13 protein-coding genes are annotated in these 15,035 nt (G+C 64.8%); 4 read left to right on the top strand and 9 right to left on the bottom strand.

The window, feature by feature from the left end:
* Positions 1-27: 27 nt before the first annotated feature.
* Entirely contained in the window at positions 28-2,484 is a 2,457-nt protein-coding gene (locus ASD73_RS06980; RefSeq protein ID WP_056370964.1) for a TonB-dependent receptor plug domain-containing protein, read from the top strand.
* Here ASD73_RS06980 and ASD73_RS06975 read toward each other — a convergent pair.
* The 6 genes from ASD73_RS06975 to ASD73_RS06950 form a co-directional block, all read right to left on the bottom strand.
* Entirely contained in the window at positions 2,481-3,530 is a 1,050-nt protein-coding gene (locus tag ASD73_RS06975) for a glycosyltransferase family 4 protein (RefSeq protein ID WP_056370963.1), read from the bottom strand. The two genes, ASD73_RS06980 and ASD73_RS06975, sit on opposite strands and share 4 nt — an antisense overlap.
* A 12-nt stretch (positions 3,531-3,542) precedes the next feature.
* Positions 3,543-4,424, bottom strand: coding sequence for a UDP-2,3-diacylglucosamine diphosphatase (locus ASD73_RS06970; RefSeq protein WP_056370961.1), 882 nt, complete (start codon positions 4,422-4,424; stop codon positions 3,543-3,545).
* Positions 4,425-4,575: 151 nt separating this feature from the next.
* A complete protein-coding gene (locus ASD73_RS06965) occupies positions 4,576-6,009 on the bottom strand; it encodes an aldehyde dehydrogenase family protein (protein ID WP_056370959.1) in 1,434 nt (477 codons plus the stop codon).
* Between the two features lie 132 nt (positions 6,010-6,141).
* Entirely contained in the window at positions 6,142-7,788 is a 1,647-nt protein-coding gene (locus ASD73_RS06960) for an acetolactate synthase large subunit (RefSeq protein ID WP_056370957.1), read from the bottom strand.
* A gap of 181 nt (positions 7,789-7,969) precedes the next feature.
* Positions 7,970-8,308 carry a hypothetical protein gene (locus ASD73_RS06955; protein ID WP_056370955.1) on the bottom strand — a complete coding sequence of 113 codons (339 nt, stop codon included), beginning with the start codon at positions 8,306-8,308 and terminating at the stop codon, positions 7,970-7,972.
* Positions 8,305-8,847, bottom strand: coding sequence for a hypothetical protein (locus ASD73_RS06950; protein WP_056370953.1), 543 nt, complete (start codon positions 8,845-8,847; stop codon positions 8,305-8,307). The genes ASD73_RS06955 and ASD73_RS06950 overlap by 4 nt, the downstream gene beginning before the upstream one ends.
* Positions 8,848-8,964: 117 nt before the next feature.
* Between ASD73_RS06950 and ASD73_RS06945 the strand changes: the two genes are divergently transcribed.
* A complete protein-coding gene (locus ASD73_RS06945; RefSeq protein WP_235534225.1) occupies positions 8,965-9,438 on the top strand; it encodes a hypothetical protein in 474 nt (157 codons plus the stop codon).
* Positions 9,439-9,496: 58 nt separating this feature from the next.
* Here ASD73_RS06945 and cobT read toward each other — a convergent pair whose 3' ends face one another.
* Positions 9,497-11,320 carry a cobaltochelatase subunit CobT gene (gene cobT, locus ASD73_RS06940; protein ID WP_056370951.1) on the bottom strand — a complete coding sequence of 608 codons (1,824 nt, stop codon included), beginning with the start codon at positions 11,318-11,320 and terminating at the stop codon, positions 9,497-9,499.
* 186 nt (positions 11,321-11,506) lie between these two features.
* Between cobT and ASD73_RS06935 the strand changes: the two genes are divergently transcribed.
* Positions 11,507-12,700 (top strand): MFS transporter, encoded by a 1,194-nt coding sequence (locus tag ASD73_RS06935; RefSeq protein WP_200934907.1) that lies wholly within the window; start codon positions 11,507-11,509, stop codon positions 12,698-12,700.
* Positions 12,697-12,828, top strand: coding sequence for a hypothetical protein (locus ASD73_RS23425; RefSeq protein ID WP_268800288.1), 132 nt, complete (start codon positions 12,697-12,699; stop codon positions 12,826-12,828). Before ASD73_RS06935 ends, ASD73_RS23425 begins: the two co-directional genes overlap by 4 nt.
* Here ASD73_RS23425 and ASD73_RS06930 read toward each other — a convergent pair.
* On the bottom strand, positions 12,825-14,018 hold the full coding sequence (locus ASD73_RS06930) for an alpha/beta hydrolase (RefSeq protein WP_056370946.1): 1,194 nt from the start codon (positions 14,016-14,018) through the stop codon (positions 12,825-12,827). The genes ASD73_RS23425 and ASD73_RS06930 overlap by 4 nt on opposite strands.
* Positions 14,015-15,004, bottom strand: a complete 990-nt coding sequence (cobS, locus tag ASD73_RS06925; RefSeq protein WP_056370944.1) for a cobaltochelatase subunit CobS — start codon at positions 15,002-15,004, stop codon at positions 14,015-14,017. The genes ASD73_RS06930 and cobS overlap by 4 nt, the downstream gene beginning before the upstream one ends.
* Positions 15,005-15,035: the final 31 nt, after the last annotated feature.

Raw genomic sequence — 15,035 nt, 5'->3', positions numbered from 1 at the left:
ACAGAAAAGAAACAAAGGTTCTCCCCCATGAATAACATCCGCCTGACCATTTCCGCACGTGCCGCCCTGCTCGCCGCAGGCGCCTCGTTCGCGCTGCCCGCGATGGCGGAGGCGCCGATCGGTCCGCCGGCCGCCGCCGCGGTCGCCGAACAGCCGGCCGAGTCTGCCCCGGCCGCGCCCGAAACGGTCGAGGATGCCTATGACGATTACAGCGAGGACGAGATCGTCGTCACCGCGCCGCGCCTCGCCGGCCAGCTCGACACTGACATCAAGGCCGAGGCCGAACTCGATGAGGCGGCGATCGCGAGCTACGGCGTGTCGAACGTCTCCGAATTGCTCGACGCGCTCGCGCCGCAGACGCGCTCGGGCCGCGGGCGCGGGGGCGGGCGGCCGATCATCCTCGTCAACGGCCGCCGCATCGGCGGCTTCGGCGAGGTGCGCAATCTGCCGCCCGAAGCGATCGCCAAGGTCGAGGTGTTCCCCGAGGAAGTCGCGCTGCAATATGGCTATTCGGCCGACGAGCGCGTCGTCAACATGGTGCTCAAGCCCAATTTCCGCCAGGTCGCGATCGAGGGCGAGGGCGGCATCCCGACGCAGGGCGGCCGTTTCCAGAGCGAACTTCAGCCAAGCTTCCTGATGATCGGCGAAAATGGGCGCCTCAACGTCAACGCCGGCTGGGACCATAAATCGATGCTGCTCGAAAGCGAGCGGAACTTCGATTATGACGATCCGGCACAAGCGGCCGAGGCCCGGGCGCGCAGCCTGCTTGGCGCATCGGACGAATATTCGATCGACGCGACGATCCAGCGCAGCCTGAACAAGCTGACCGACGCGTCGATCAACGTCCGCTTCGACCAGACTGACAGCCTGTCGCTGCTTGGCCCCGGGGTCGGCGGCGTCGACGATCCGCTCGAACGCGACAGCCGCAGCCGCAACCTCACCACCACCGCCAGCGTCAACGGCATGCTCGGCGACTGGCGCTGGTCGCTGTCGAGTAATTATGCCGACGCCGACCAGCTAACCTTCACCGACCGCATCAGCGGAACCCGCGACCGGTTCGAGAGCAGCCAGCAGACGTTCGGCGGCAACGCCAACCTGTCGGGCACGGTGACCGACGGCTGGGCCGGTCCGATCCGCCTTTCGATGACCGGCAGCTATTCGGGGCTGCGCTTTGACAGCCGGTCGGACAATGCCAACGGCATTACCACGACCGACCTCGCGCGCGACCTGCCAGGCGTGTTCGGCTCGCTTACCGTGCCGCTGCTCGATCCGGAATATGAGGTCGGCAACATCGGCCGCGTCTCGCTGACACTGAGCGGGCAGGTGCAGAATCCCAGCGACTTCGACGCGCTCAAAAGCTGGGGCGCGAACCTCAACTGGGGCGTGACCGACAATTTGTCTCTGATCGCCAGTTTTAACCAGGACGAGGCGGCGCCAGGCATCCAGCAGCTCGGCGCCGCGCCGCTGGTGACCCCCGCGGTGACCTATTACGACTTTGCGACCGGCCAAACGGTGCAGATCACGACGACGACGGGCGGCAACCCGTTCCTGCTCGCCGAACAGCGCCGCGATTTGAAGCTCGGGCTCAACTGGTCGCCGCCGATGCTCGAAGGGCTGAATGTCTCGGTCAATTACAACAGCAATAAAAGCTATGACACCGCGAACAGCCTGCCCTTGCTGACCCCCGAGATCGAGGCCGCCTTCCCCGACCGTGTCACGCGCGACGCGAACGGCGTGCTGCTCGCGCTCGACCAGCGGCCGGTCAACTTCGACCGGTCCGAAAATTCGCAGATCCGCTGGGGCCTCAATTTCGGCAAGAGTTTCGGCCAGCAGGAGCAGCGCGGCCCCGGCGCGGGTGGCCCCGGCGGCGGACGTCCCGAAGGTGCGGGCGCTCGCGAAGGCGGCGGATCGGGCGCCGGTGAGGGGCGTCGGCGTGGCGGCGGTGGTCCGCGCATGGGCGGCCGCGGCGGCCGCGGTGGTCCCGGCGGGATGTTTGGCGGACCGCAGGGCGGGCGTTGGCAAGTGTCGCTCTATCACACGATCAAGCTGACCGACAAAGTCCTGATCCGTCCGGGCGTGCCCGAACTCGACCTGCTCAATGGCTCGGCGACGGGCAGCGGCGGCGGCAGCAACCGCCACCTGTTCGAACTCGACGGCGGTCTGTTCAACAAGGGCATGGGCGTCCGGCTCAGCGCCAAATATGACAGCGGCAGCACGGTCACCGGCGGCACCGCGGGCGACCTGAAGTTCGGCGACCTTGCCACCTTCAACCTGCGCTTCTTCGTCGACCTGAACCAGAAGGCGAAGCTGACCGAGAAGCTGCCGTTCCTCAAGGGATCGCGCCTGCGCCTGTCGGTCGACAATGTCTTCGACGCCCAGCGCAAAATCACCGATGCAAACGGTCGCGTGCCGCTCAACTATCAGCCGGGCTATATCGACCCCCTGGGCCGCTATATCGAGCTGGAGTGGCGCAAGACCTTCTAGGCCGCGACGCGCGCGCCGGCGATCGCGTCGCGCGGCGGTTCCGAAGGAACAAAGGTCAGCGCCTTCGCGAATTGCGCGGTGCAACTCGCCCAGCTGTACCGCGCGCCGAGCGCTTCGGCGTCGGCACGGTTGCACGCGAGCGCCGTGTCGATCGCGCGGCCCAGCTCCTCGTCGAGTGCGCCCGCGCCATCGCGCACGATGTCGCCCGGGCCCGCCACCGGATAGGCGGCCACCGGGGTTCCGCAGCTCATAGCCTCGATGATGACGAGTCCAAAGGTGTCGGTGCGGCTGGGAAAGACGAAGACGTCGGCGCCCGAATAGGCTGAGGCCAGCGCTTCGCCGCCCAGCTTGCCGAGGAACAAGGCGTCCGGATGCTGCGCCTTCAACTCGGCGAGCGCGGGGCCTTCGCCCACGATGACTTTCGTGCCCGGCCGGCCGGTCGCGAGGAAGGCGCCGATATTCTTCTCGACCGCAACGCGCCCGACATACAGCTGGATTGGCCGCGCCAGCCCGGCATAGGCCGGGTGCGGCGCGCGATCGGGGCGGAACAGCTCGTGATCGACGCCGCGTTCCCACATCATCGTCTGCGGGAGGCCCTGATCGGCCAGCTCGCGCGCCAGGCTGCGCGTCGCGACCATGATGTGCCGCGCCGGGCGGTGGAACCAGCGGATGAAGCGCCACACAAAGGCAGGCGACACGGGGAGCCGCGCCGCGACATATTCGGGAAAGCGCGTGTGATAGGCGGTGGTGAAGGGAAATTTATTCGTCAGGCACCAGCGCCGCGCCGCCATGCCGAGCGGGCCCTCGGTCGAGATGTGGATCGCCTGCGGACCAAAGGCGCGGATGTGCCGCCCGACCTTGCGCCATCCAGCAAAGGCGAGGCGAATTTCGGGATAGGAGGGGCAGGGGAGCGACCGGAACAGGTCGGGCGAGATGATACCGACCTCGTGCCCTGCGGCGCGCAGTTCGCCGACCGTCGCCTGCAATGTGCGGACAACGCCGTTGACCTGCGGCTCCCACGCGTCGGTGACGATCAATATCCTCATGCGGCGATATCCTTATGCGGCACGCGCCGGGGCGGGCAGTTTCAGCGGTGTCGGCGCGGTGCGGCTTGCGACTTCCTCGGCCCAGTGGAGGATTTCCATCGTGCCGTCATGATGCTCGACGAGCGCGGTGCAGCCTTCGACCCAGTCACCGTCGTTGTAATATTCGGTACCCTCGATCTCGCGCATCTCGGCGCTGTGGATGTGGCCGCACACGACACCATCGACGCCGCGCGAGCGGGCCGCGTGGGCGACGACTTCCTCGTACCGCCCGATGAACTGGACCGCGTTCTTGACCTTGTGCTTGGCGACCATCGACAGCGACCAATAGGGCAGGCCGAAGGCGCTGCGGATGCGGTTGACGACCACATTGCACTTCATCAGCGCGGTGTAGGCGGCGTCGCCGACGAAGGCGAGCCAGCGGTGTGCGAGCATCACCGCGTCGAATTCGTCGCCGTGGACGACGAGCAATTTGCGGCCGTCGGCGGTCTCGTGGATCGCCTCGCGGCGAATCTCGACCCCGCCGAAATCGAAGCCGTCGAACGGCTTGCACATCTCGTCATGGTTGCCGGGGACATAGACAACGCGGGTGCCGCGCTTGGCGCGCTTGAGCACGCGCCACACGACGTCATTATGCTCGGGCGGCCAGAAATGGCGCTTCTTGAGCCGCCAGCCGTCGATGATGTCGCCGACGAGGTACAGCGTCTCGCAATCGACATGGTCGAAGAAGTCGATCAGCATCGCTGCGTTGCACCCGCGCGTGCCGAGGTGGATGTCGCTCACCCACACCGTGCGATAGCTCCGCCGCTCGCCGATCACGCGTTCGGGAATATGCGGGTCGCTGGTGAACGGGTCGGGAAAACGCGCGGGGATGGGCAGGGTCGAAATCGTGGCCATGTCACACTCCGTAAGCAGCCTCGGGCTGCCCACGGCCTAGACAGGAGATTTGTTACACCCTGCGATTCAAAGTCGCGACAATTCAGGGACTGTTCGGCGTCACTTCCATGACGTTGCCTATTTGACACATATGCGGTTAACCATGATCCAATCAGGTTCGCCGAATGACCAGGTTCCTGATTTCGCTCATATCTTCCATGGCGAAGCGCACGCCCTCGCGGCCGAGCCCGCTGTCCTTCACCCCGCCATAGGGCATATTGTCGACGCGATAGGAGGACACATCGTTGACGACGATCCCGCCAACGTCGAGATGATCCCATGCGTCCAGCACCTTGTGGATGTCGCGCGTGAACAGCCCCGCCTGCAGTCCGAACTTGCTGTCGTTGACCTCGGCGAGCGCCGCCTCCCAGTCGGTGAATTTCGACAGGATGACGACCGGGCCAAAGGCTTCCTCGCGCACCACATCGGTGTCGCCGGGGACATTCTCCAGCAGCGCAGCCTCGAGCATATTGCCCTCGCAGCCGCCACCCGCGAGCAGGGTCGCGCCCGCGGCGACCGCATCGTCGATCCAGCCCTTCAGCCGCTGCGCTTCCTTCACCGAAATCATCGGGCCGATGAAGGTGTCGCGATGCTTCGGATCGCCCGATTTCAGCGTCTTGACCTTTGCGGTCAGCATGTCGCGGAACCTGTCGTAAATCTCTTCATGGATGATCACGCGCTGCACATGGATGCAGCTTTGCCCCGACTGGTAATAGCCGCCGAAGATGATCCGCGCGAGGGCATGGTCGAGGTCGGCATCCTTGTCGACGACGACCGCGGCGTTGCCGCCGAGTTCGAGCACGACCTTTTTCTTGCCGGCCTTGGCCTTCAGGTCCCAGCCGACGCCGGGCGAACCGGTGAAGCTGAGCAATTTCAGCCGTTCGTCGGTGGTGAACAGGTCGGCGCCGGCGCGGGTCGCGGGCAATATGCTGAACGCGCCCTCGGGCAGGATGTCGCATTCGGCGAGAACCTCGCCCATGATGATCGCGCCGAGCGGCGTCAGCGACGCGGGCTTCATCACGAAGGGGCAGCCGATCGCGATCGCCGGCGCGATCTTGTGCGCGGCGAGATTGAGCGGGAAGTTGAACGGCGAGATGAAGCTGCACGGCCCGATCGGCACGCGCTTCCACATCCCCATATAGCCTTTGGCGCGCGCTGAAACGTCGAGCGGCTGGACCTCGCCATAATTGCGCGTCGCTTCCTCGGCGGCGATGCGGAAGGTGTCGATCAGCCGCGTGACCTCACCCTCGCTGTCGGCGATCGGCTTGCCCGCCTCGACGCACAGCGCATAAGCGAGTTCGTCGAAGCGCTCCTGAAACCGCGTGACGCAATGGGTGAGCACGTCGCGCTTCTCGAAACTCGCCAGCCGCGCCATCGGCTCGGCGGCGCAGACGGCGCCCGCGATCGCCTCGTCGATCACGTCGGGGGTCGCGAGTGCGGTGCGGAACGCGACCTCGCCGGTGAACTTGTCGATCACCTCGAGGTCGGTGTTCGGCTGCACCGCCTTGTTGTTGAGATAGAGCGGATAGACGTCCTTGAGTTTCATTCAGCATCTCCCCCTCCCGCAGGCGGGAGGGACTGGGGGTGGGCAGCGGTGGCGTATCGGCCCACCCCGCTGCGACTAACAGCGAGCTCGCAAGTCTCACTGCCCCTCCCGCTTGCGGGAGGGGATGGAAAATCAGAGCTCTTTTGACAACCGCTTGATGTCGTTGTTCAAAATCTGGTCATTCTCCGAATAGTCAACCGGACAGTCGATCAGATGCACACCCGGCGTGCTCAGTGTATGCGCGAGCAGTTCTTTCAAATGCGCCGCGCTCTCGACCCGATGCCCATGCGCACCATAAGCCTCGGCATATTTGACGAAATCGGGGTTGCCATAGGTCAGCCCCCAATCCTTGAAGCCCATGTTCGCCTGTTTCCAGCGGATCATGCCATAGCTGTTGTCGTTCAAAATCAGCACGGTGATGTTGAGCCCGAGGCGCACCGCGGTCTCCATCTCCTGGCTGTTCATCATGAAACCGCCGTCGCCGCAGATCGCCATGACCTTGCGCCCCGGATAGACCATCGCCGACATCATCGCGCTCGGCAGCCCCGCGCCCATCGTCGCGAGCGCATTGTCGAGCAGCACCGTGTTCGGCTTGCACGCGGTATAGCCGCGCGCAAACCAGATCTTATAGACGCCATTGTCGAGGCAGATGATCCCGTCGTCGGGCATCGCATCGCGCACCGACTGCACCAGATGTGGCGGAAAAATGGGGAAACGCTCGTCCTTCGCCAGCGGCGCGGTGTGCGCGACCTCGCCCTGACGATAGGCGAGCAGATGGTCGAATTTCCACCCGCCGTTGGGGACGATGTCCTCCTTAATCTGCCACACCGCGTTGGCGATATCGCCGATGACCTCGATGTTCGGAAAATAGACCGGATCGACTTCGGCGGTCTTGCTCGATACATGAATGACGGTCGGGCCGCCGCGCTGCATGAAGAAGGGCGGCTTCTCGATCACGTCATGGCCGAGGTTGACGATGCAGTCCGACGCCTCGACCGCGCGGTGCACGAAATCGCCCGATGACAGCGCGGCGCAGCCCAGAAATTTCGGATGCCGCTCGTCGATCACGCCCTTGCCGAGCTGCGTCGTCAGAAACGGAATCCCGGTCTTTTCGATGAACTGCAGGAGCATGCGGCCAGTCATTGTGCGATTGGCGCCGGCGCCGATGACAAGCACGGGCGAGGTCGCCTTTTCGAGCGCTTTCACCGCCTCGCGGATCGATTTCACATCGGCGTTCGGGCGCCGCGAATGGCTGCGCTTCAAGGGCGTCGAATCGGTATGCTCGTCGGCGATATCCTCGGGAAGTTCGATGTGCACCGCGCCGGGCTTTTCCTCTTCGGCGAGGCGGAAGGCTTCGCGCACTCGGCTCGGGATATTGTCGGATGAGGCCATCTGGTGCGTATATTTGGTGATCGGCCCCATCATCGCGACGACGTCGAGGATCTGGAAGCGGCCTTGCTTCGATTTCTTGATCGGCTTTTGCCCGGTGATCATCATCATCGGCATGCCGCCAAGCTGGGCATAGGCGGCCGCAGTGACGAAGTTCGTCGCGCCGGGGCCGAGCGTCGCGAGGCAGACGCCGGTCTTGCCGGTGTGGCGGCCATAGGTTGCGGCCATGAAGCCCGCGCCCTGTTCGTGCCGCGTCAGGATCAGCTTGATCTTGGTCGAGCGCGACAGGCTGTCGAGGAAATCGAGATTCTCTTCGCCCGGAACGCCGAAAATATATTCGACGCCTTCTTCTTCCAGACACTCGATGAACAGGTCGGATGCTTTTTTCATGCTACAGTCGCCCCCTCAGCCACGCACCCCATCGGTGCGGCCCCAAGTCATGCCGGCGACCCCTCAGCACAAATGTCGTTGCAGCGGCGCTCGTCATAGGTCGCGAGTCCCTGCTGCATCGGAAGGGTTTGTAACGAGGGGGAAAGGGGTTGTCACCCTGCGCGCCGGGGGCAGCGCCTGGTCAGCGCCGGTCGATCCAAAGATCGCGGTCGAGGCGCCCCGAAACTTCGGCTCCGGCGGCGATTTCGGCGCTCCGCCCCGTCGGGAGGAAGGGCAGGGCAAGGAAGGCGGCGGCGGTCGCCGCCGTGTCGCCTGCGTCTTTTTTGCCGCGCGCTTCGATCATGCCGCTCACGCGCAGCGGTCCGCCAGGCATTTCGGCGTAGAGCAATTGCACGTCGAGTTTGCCCGACCGCACCAGCAGGCGCGCCGGCAGGGCGCCAGCGGTGACGGGCTCTTCCGCGGCGGCCGGGCAAGCCAGCGCCAATGCGATCGCGATCAGCAGGGTGCGACCCGTTGTCACGGCGCCGCAGGTTTCGGGCGCGGGATTGCGGTGTCCTGCTCGACAAAGCCGGTCATCAGTTCGCCGGCCTTGATCTTGGCATTGTTGCCCTTGGCGAGCAGGCCGAGCGGCCCCAGTGCGATAATACCCAACGCGGTCTCGGCGCCGCCGCCCGCGCCCTTGGCTTCGTTGTTGCCGCTGATCGGCACCCGATACCCCGCGACATCGACATAAAGCAGCCGCGCCTCGAGCGATCCCGACTTGCCGGCGTTGCCGCTTTTCTTCGCGGCGAGCACTTCGCCCCACGCGGTCGTGCCTACGGGCAGCGCAAGGACACCATCGACGAAAACCGGCTTGTCGACGCGCAGCCGGAACCGATGTCCCTGGGTGTGGGTCTTCGTCGTTACTTCCGACACCACCATGAAATGGACAGGCGTGTCGCGTTTCAGGATGAGGGGGGCGATTGCGGGCTCGAGGGCGATCGCCGGGGCGGGTTCTTCGGGCGGGTTCGTTTCAACGGCCGCCGCGGACTGCGCCGATGCGCCAAGTAAAACGGCCACTGCCGCGCCAAATATCAATGCCATTATCTGCCCCCTGCAACCCCGCATCAGATAGGCCATGAATAGCCGAAGTTGCCAAGCCAGAATTTTGTTGACCCGGCTGAAAAGGAGAGAGAATTGTCGGCGATCAACAAGGGGGAGAAGGCGATGAAGTACGCAAGGATATTAGCGGCGGTGAGTATCGCCGTAATGGTCATTTCGACGCCCGCGATGGCGAAGAAAAAGGACGTCGCGCATGTGATGGTCAACGAGGAAATGGGCGTGCCCGTTTTCCCCTATGACATCACCGACAAGCCGTACAAGATCGTCGGCGTGGTCACCGCCGGCGTCCGCAAGGCGACGATCTTTAGCAAGGAGCCGTCGCAGAAGAAAATCTACGACGAAATATGGGAACGCGGCGAAAAGCTGGGTGCGGACGCCGTGATCGGTGCCAAATATGGCGACAGCCACATCACCGCGCTGAGCTGGGGCAACACGAAGGCTGGCGGCGTCGCGATCAAATTCCTGACCGCCGAGGAAATCGCGGCGGGGACCAAGGGCGACACGCTCGAAGGGTTCGATCCCGAAGCGTGGACCGGCAAGACGAAATAGGCGTCCGCATCACGAAGCAGTGGGGGAGCGGCGTCGCCGTTCCCCTTTTTGCTGCCGGTCAATCGATGTCGAACAGCCCCGCGAGCTGTTCGACCATCGTCCCACCCAGCTGCTCGGCGTCCATGATCGTCACCGCGCGGCTGTAATAGCGTGTCACATCGTGCCCGATGCCGATCGCGCAGAGCTCGACCGGCGAGCGGTTCTCGATCCATTCGATCACCTGCCGCAGATGCTGGTCGAGATAGGCGCCGTGGTTGACCGACAACGTGCTGTCGTCGACCGGCGCGCCGTCGGAGATCACCATCAATATCTTGCGCTCTTCAGGGCGGCCGATGATGCGGCTGTGCGCCCACGTCAGCGCCTCGCCGTCGATATTCTCTTTCAGCAGCCCCTCGCGCATCATCAGCCCGAGCGACTTGCGCGCGCGGCGATAGGGTTCGTCGGCGGGCTTGTAGATGATGTGGCGGAGGTCATTGAGGCGGCCGGGATGCGCGGGGCGGCCGGCGGCGAGCCAATCCTCGCGGCTTTGCCCGCCCTTCCACGTCCGCGTCGTGAAGCCCAAAATCTCGGTCTTCACGCCGCAGCGTTCGAGCGTGCGCGCGAGGATGTCAGCACTGATTGCGGCGATGCTGATCGGCCGCCCGCGCATCGACCCGCTATTGTCGATCAGCAGGGTAACAACGGTGTCGCGGAAATCGGTATCGCGCTCGATCTTGTACGACAGCGACTGGCCGGGCGAGACGATGACGCGCGCGAGGCGGGCTGCGTCGAGCTGGCCTTCCTCCTGGTCGAAATCCCACGCGCGGTTCTGCTGCGCCATCAACCGGCGCTGCAGCCGGTTGGCGAGCTTGGTCACCGCGCCCTGCAGATGCTGCATCTGCGTGTCGAGATAGGCGCGCAGCCGCGTCAGTTCGTCGGCGTCGCAAAGCTCGGTCGCGGCGATGATCTCGTCATGCTTCTCGGTGAAGCGCAGATAGTTGAAATCGGGAATGTCGCTCGGCAGGCGGTTGGGGCGCACGGGCAGCATGCCCTCGTCGCCTTCGCCGCCCATTTCGGGTTCGCCGTCGGCTTCCATTTCTTGCGCGTCGGGGTCGCTGTCGCCGTCGTCGGCCTGATCGCCCGCCATTTCGGCGCGCGCATCAACCTGGCTTTCACCGGCGCCGCCGTCTTCGCTTTCCTGCTCTTCCTGGCTCTCTTCGGCCTCGGTCTCGTCCTGCTCGCCGCCGTCCTCGGCGCCTTCCTCCAGCGGCTCGTCGCTCTGGATCAGGTCGAGGTGGCGGAGCGCAAGCTTCGCGGTTTCGGCAAAGGCAGCCTGATCGTCGAGCAGCATCGACAGCGCGGTCAGGTCACCGCCCGCCTCGTTGGTGATCCATTCGCGCACCAGCGACAGGCCGGTCTCGGTCCCCTGCGGCGCCTGTTCACCGGTCAGCGCCTCGCGCAGCATCAGTTCGAGCGCGCTCGAAATCGGCACATCCTCACGGCCCTGCGCGCGGCTGATCGGATCGCTGCGCATCCGCATCGCGAGGCTGGCGGCAAGGTTGCCGCGCATGCCGTTCATGTGGCGCGCGCCGAGCGCTTCGACCCGCGCGCGCTCCATCGCGTCGAACGCGGCGGCGGCGATCGGATCGGCGGGGCGCGCCGCGGCGTGCAATTTCTCGCTGTGATGCTTCATGCGCAGCGCATAGCTGTCCGCAAAGCCCCGCGCCTCGGCGACCTGATCGGCGGGCAGCGTGCGCGACGGCGTCGGCACCTTGATCGCCTTGCCGATCTGCGCGGGCGCGTCGGCGGTAAAGCCGACCTCGACCTCGGCATCGCGGGTGACCGCGCGCGCGACGCTCGACAGCGCGGCCTTGAAATCGTCGAGGGGAGATTGGGAAGTCATTTCGAGTCGGCTCTAACCAGCTTTTGTCGTCGAAGGAAGAGAGTCAGGCGACCGTATTTCCAATCGTCACCCCGGACCTGATCCGGGGTGACGAAGGGAGAGTAAGGGAGCTTATAGCTATGCTCGCTTGACCTTCCGCGGGCTCGGGAGCATCCGCGGCTTATGTCCTCCCCCGCACTCTCCCCCATGAAAAAGCCCTGGATCGTCATCCTCTGCGCTGCCCTCATCGTCACGCTGGCGATGGGCGTGCGCCAGTCGTTCGGCCTGTTACTGCCGCAGATGAGCGTGGATATCGGGATCAGCCGCTCCGATTTCGGCCTCGCGATGGCGCTTCAGAATTTGCTGTTCGGCCTCGTCCAGCCCTTCGTCGGCGCGCTTGCCGACAAGCATGGCGCGGGGCGCGTCGTACTCGGCGGGGCGCTGCTTTATGCGCTCGGGCTGATCGGCGCGGCGTTCGCGACCGATGCGGTCGGGCTGCATATCAGTTTTGGCCTGCTGATCGGCATGGCGCAGTCGGCGACGACCTTTGTCGTCGTGCTCGGTGCGGTCGGACGCGTTGTCAGCCCGGAAAAGCGCAGCAGCGCGTTCGGTATCGTCACCGCGGGCGGCTCGCTGGGCCAGTTTCTGGTGGTGCCGCTCGCATCGATGCTGCTCGGCAATATCGGCTATCACGAAACCCTGTGGATCATGGCGGGGCTCGTCGCGCTTTGCGGCCTGCTCGCGATCGGCGTCGCGGGTCGCACCGATACGCCGGGTACGGTGCAAGCCGAAGAACAGACGGCCCGAGACGCGCTGCGCGAAGCCGCCGTCCACCGCGGCTATTGGCTGCTCAACGCGGGCTTTTTCGTCTGCGGTTTCCACATCGCCTTCATCGCGACGCATCTGCCCGCCTATCTCGACGACAAGGGACTCGGGATCGAAATCGGCGCGCAGGTGCTTGCGCTCGTCGGGCTGTTCAACATCCTCGGTTCGTACGTATTCGGCCGCGCCGGCGACCTGATGCGGCAGAAATATGTGCTGTCGGCGCTCTACACCGCGCGCTCGGCGGTGATTGCTCTGTTCCTGTTCCTGCCCTTGAGCCATGCAAGCGCGCTCGTCTTCGCGGGTGCGATGGGCTTCCTCTGGCTCGGCACCGTGCCGCTCACCAGCGGCATCGTCGGGCGCATCTTCGGCATCCGCTATCTCTCGATGCTCTATGGCATCGTGTTTTTGAGCCACCAGCTCAGCAGCTTCTTTGGCGCGTGGATGGCGGGGCTGATCTTCGATGCGACCGGCAGCTATAATATCGCGTGGGGCTTCTCGATCGCGCTCGGGCTGTTCGCGGGGCTCGTCCACCTGCCGATCGCCGACGCTCCGGTCAAACGGCTGGCACCGGCGTGAGGCTCGCGCGACAGGACTGGGTGGCGCTCGCGCTCTTTGTCCTGATCGCGGCGGGCGGTCTCTGGCTGTGGACCGGTGAGGGGCCGGTTGTCTGGCTCACCAATTTCGCGATCATGTGCGGTTTTTAGGGCGCTTCCGCCGCAGGAATGCGATTGCAGATGCCCTCATCGTCGGGTTTCGGGTCCGCCTGATCGGGGAGCAGCCGGAACACATGCTTTAGCTGCGTCGCCGTGCGCTCGGGCCGCGTCCGCTTGCCCGCGACGACATCGACGAAATCGCGGCACGCGACCGCGCTGCGCAGGAAATTGCTGTGGCCGGTGGTCGTCCGCGAAACATCGGTGGTGTCGATCACCGTCAGCCCCGAAATCGCCGCCGGGTAGCAGCGCACCGGTAGCCCCTTCGCTTTCAGGTCCGCCGCTTCGAACGGGTTGAAGCAATAGGGCGAGCCGAGGCGCGGATAACCGTGCAGCGCGCGCGACGCCGCGAGGGCCTTGTCGGCGTGCGAGACGTATACGGTGATCCGCCGTCCCACTGCGACGCGCCGTGCAGACAGCACTTCCTCCTCGATATCGCGCTCGAAGGTTTCGCGATCGATGTCGGGTGAGGCCAGGATGACATTCGAAATATTGCTGCTGTCGGCGCTGCTCGATGTCCGGTCGACATAGGAAATCGCCGGGATCACCAGCCGCGCGCCCAGCGAGTGCGAGACGACGACGATTTCCTTGACCCAAGGCCGTTCGGCGAGTGTCTTCAGGAAATCGCGGAAATTGCGGACGTCGTGATACATGTTGGTTTCGTCGACGGCATAGCTCAGCACTTCGCCCTGCGACGGCCAGCTATATTCGATCACCGGCCCCGCAAAGCCCGTCATCCGCGCGATCTGGGCGGCGTCCTTCGATGTCGTCTCGAACGTCTCGCGATAGCCATGGACATAGAGCAGGACACGGCCCTGTCTCCTGTCCGTCTCGGCCTGCAAGGCTTTCCACCAGTCGCCCGAATCCTGAAACGCCATCGGGGTCCGCAAAGTCTTCTTTTTGCCGACTTCGATTTCGCGCGGCGCGGCAAAGTGGCCGTAACGGATCTTGTCGCCGCGATGGCGGAGCAGGCTTATGTCATCGGTGCGGCAGTCGGGCAGGCGGCTGGTCGCGAAGAACAGCGGCAGCGCCGCCCCATCGATCACCGCGCCGGGCTTCGCGGTGCAGCGGGGATCGGCGACATAGTCGGCATGGCGGACTTTGCCATAGTCGACCGCCGCGATGCTGCAGCCCGACAGCGCCAATGCGGCGGCCGCCACCAGCAGGTGGCGCGCCGGGATCACTTGCCGACCACGCTCTCGGGCAGGTCCTCGCCGAACACGCGCTGATAATATTCGGCGACGATCATCCGCTCGGCCTCGTCACACTTGTTGAGGAACGAGAGGCGGAAGGCGAAGCCGATATTGTTGAAGATCGCGGTGTTCTGTGCCCAGCTGATCACGGTACGCGGCGACATCACGGTCGAAATGTCGCCGTTGATGAAGCCCTGGCGCGTCAGGTCGGCGACCTTGACCATATTGGCGACGGTCGTCTCGTCGGTGTTCGGCACCTTGGCGAGGATGATCGCGCTTTCGGTCGCCGCGGGCAGATAGTTCAGCGTGACGACGATGTTCCAGCGGTCCATCTGGCCCTGGTTGATCTGCTGCGTCCCATGATACAGCCCGCTCGTGTCGCCGAGCCCGACGGTGTTCGCGGTCGAGAACAGGCGGAAATGCGGGTTCGGGCGGATCACCCGGTTCTGGTCGAGCAAAGTCAGCTTGCCCTCGGTCTCCAGCACGCGCTGGATCACGAACATCACGTCGGGGCGGCCCGCGTCATATTCGTCGAACACGAGCGCGGTCGGGGTCTGCAGCGCCCAGGGGAGCAGACCTTCACGGAACTCGGTCACCTGCTGCCCGTCGCGCAGGACGATCGCGTCGCGACCGACGAGGTCGATGCGGCTGATATGCGCGTCGAGATTGACGCGGATGCACGGCCATTTCAGGCGCGCCGCGACCTGCTCGATATGCGTCGACTTGCCGGTGCCGTGATAGCCCTGCACCATCACGCGGCGGTTGTATTTAAAGCCCGCAAGGATCGCGAGCGTCGTGTCTCCGTCGAAGACATAAGCGGGATCGAGGTCGGGGACGCGCTCGTCGGCCTCGCTGAACGCCGGCACCTTCATGTCGATATCGACACCGAAAACCTCGCGCGCATCGATCTCGACATCGGGCGCCGAAAGGAGCGTCGAGCCGTGATGGTCGGGGAGGCTGTTCGGGATATCGGTCATGTCTCTTGTCCAGCGATATGGTCAGGGAGAG

This window comes from Sphingopyxis sp. Root154, assembly GCF_001427105.1.
In the GTDB taxonomy this organism is placed as follows: Bacteria; Pseudomonadota; Alphaproteobacteria; order Sphingomonadales; family Sphingomonadaceae; genus Sphingopyxis.
The sequence above is the reverse complement of the archived record's forward strand: the minus strand, read 5'-3'. Positions and strand labels throughout refer to the sequence as shown.

Excerpts from the sequence above, each read along its gene's own strand:
- cobS (WP_056370944.1), bottom strand. The coding sequence starts at position 15,004 with ATGACCGATATCCCGAACAGCCTCCCCGACCATCACGGCTCGACGCTC.
- ASD73_RS06975 (WP_056370963.1), bottom strand. The coding sequence starts at position 3,530 with ATGAGGATATTGATCGTCACCGACGCGTGGGAGCCGCAGGTCAACGGC.
- ASD73_RS06935 (WP_200934907.1), top strand. The coding sequence starts at position 11,507 with ATGAAAAAGCCCTGGATCGTCATCCTCTGCGCTGCCCTCATCGTCACG.
- ASD73_RS06980 (WP_056370964.1), top strand. The coding sequence starts at position 28 with ATGAATAACATCCGCCTGACCATTTCCGCACGTGCCGCCCTGCTCGCC.
- ASD73_RS06960 (WP_056370957.1), bottom strand. The coding sequence starts at position 7,788 with ATGAAAAAAGCATCCGACCTGTTCATCGAGTGTCTGGAAGAAGAAGGC.
- ASD73_RS06970 (WP_056370961.1), bottom strand. The coding sequence starts at position 4,424 with ATGGCCACGATTTCGACCCTGCCCATCCCCGCGCGTTTTCCCGACCCG.
- ASD73_RS06965 (WP_056370959.1), bottom strand. The coding sequence starts at position 6,009 with ATGAAACTCAAGGACGTCTATCCGCTCTATCTCAACAACAAGGCGGTG.
- cobT (WP_056370951.1), bottom strand. The coding sequence starts at position 11,320 with ATGACTTCCCAATCTCCCCTCGACGATTTCAAGGCCGCGCTGTCGAGC.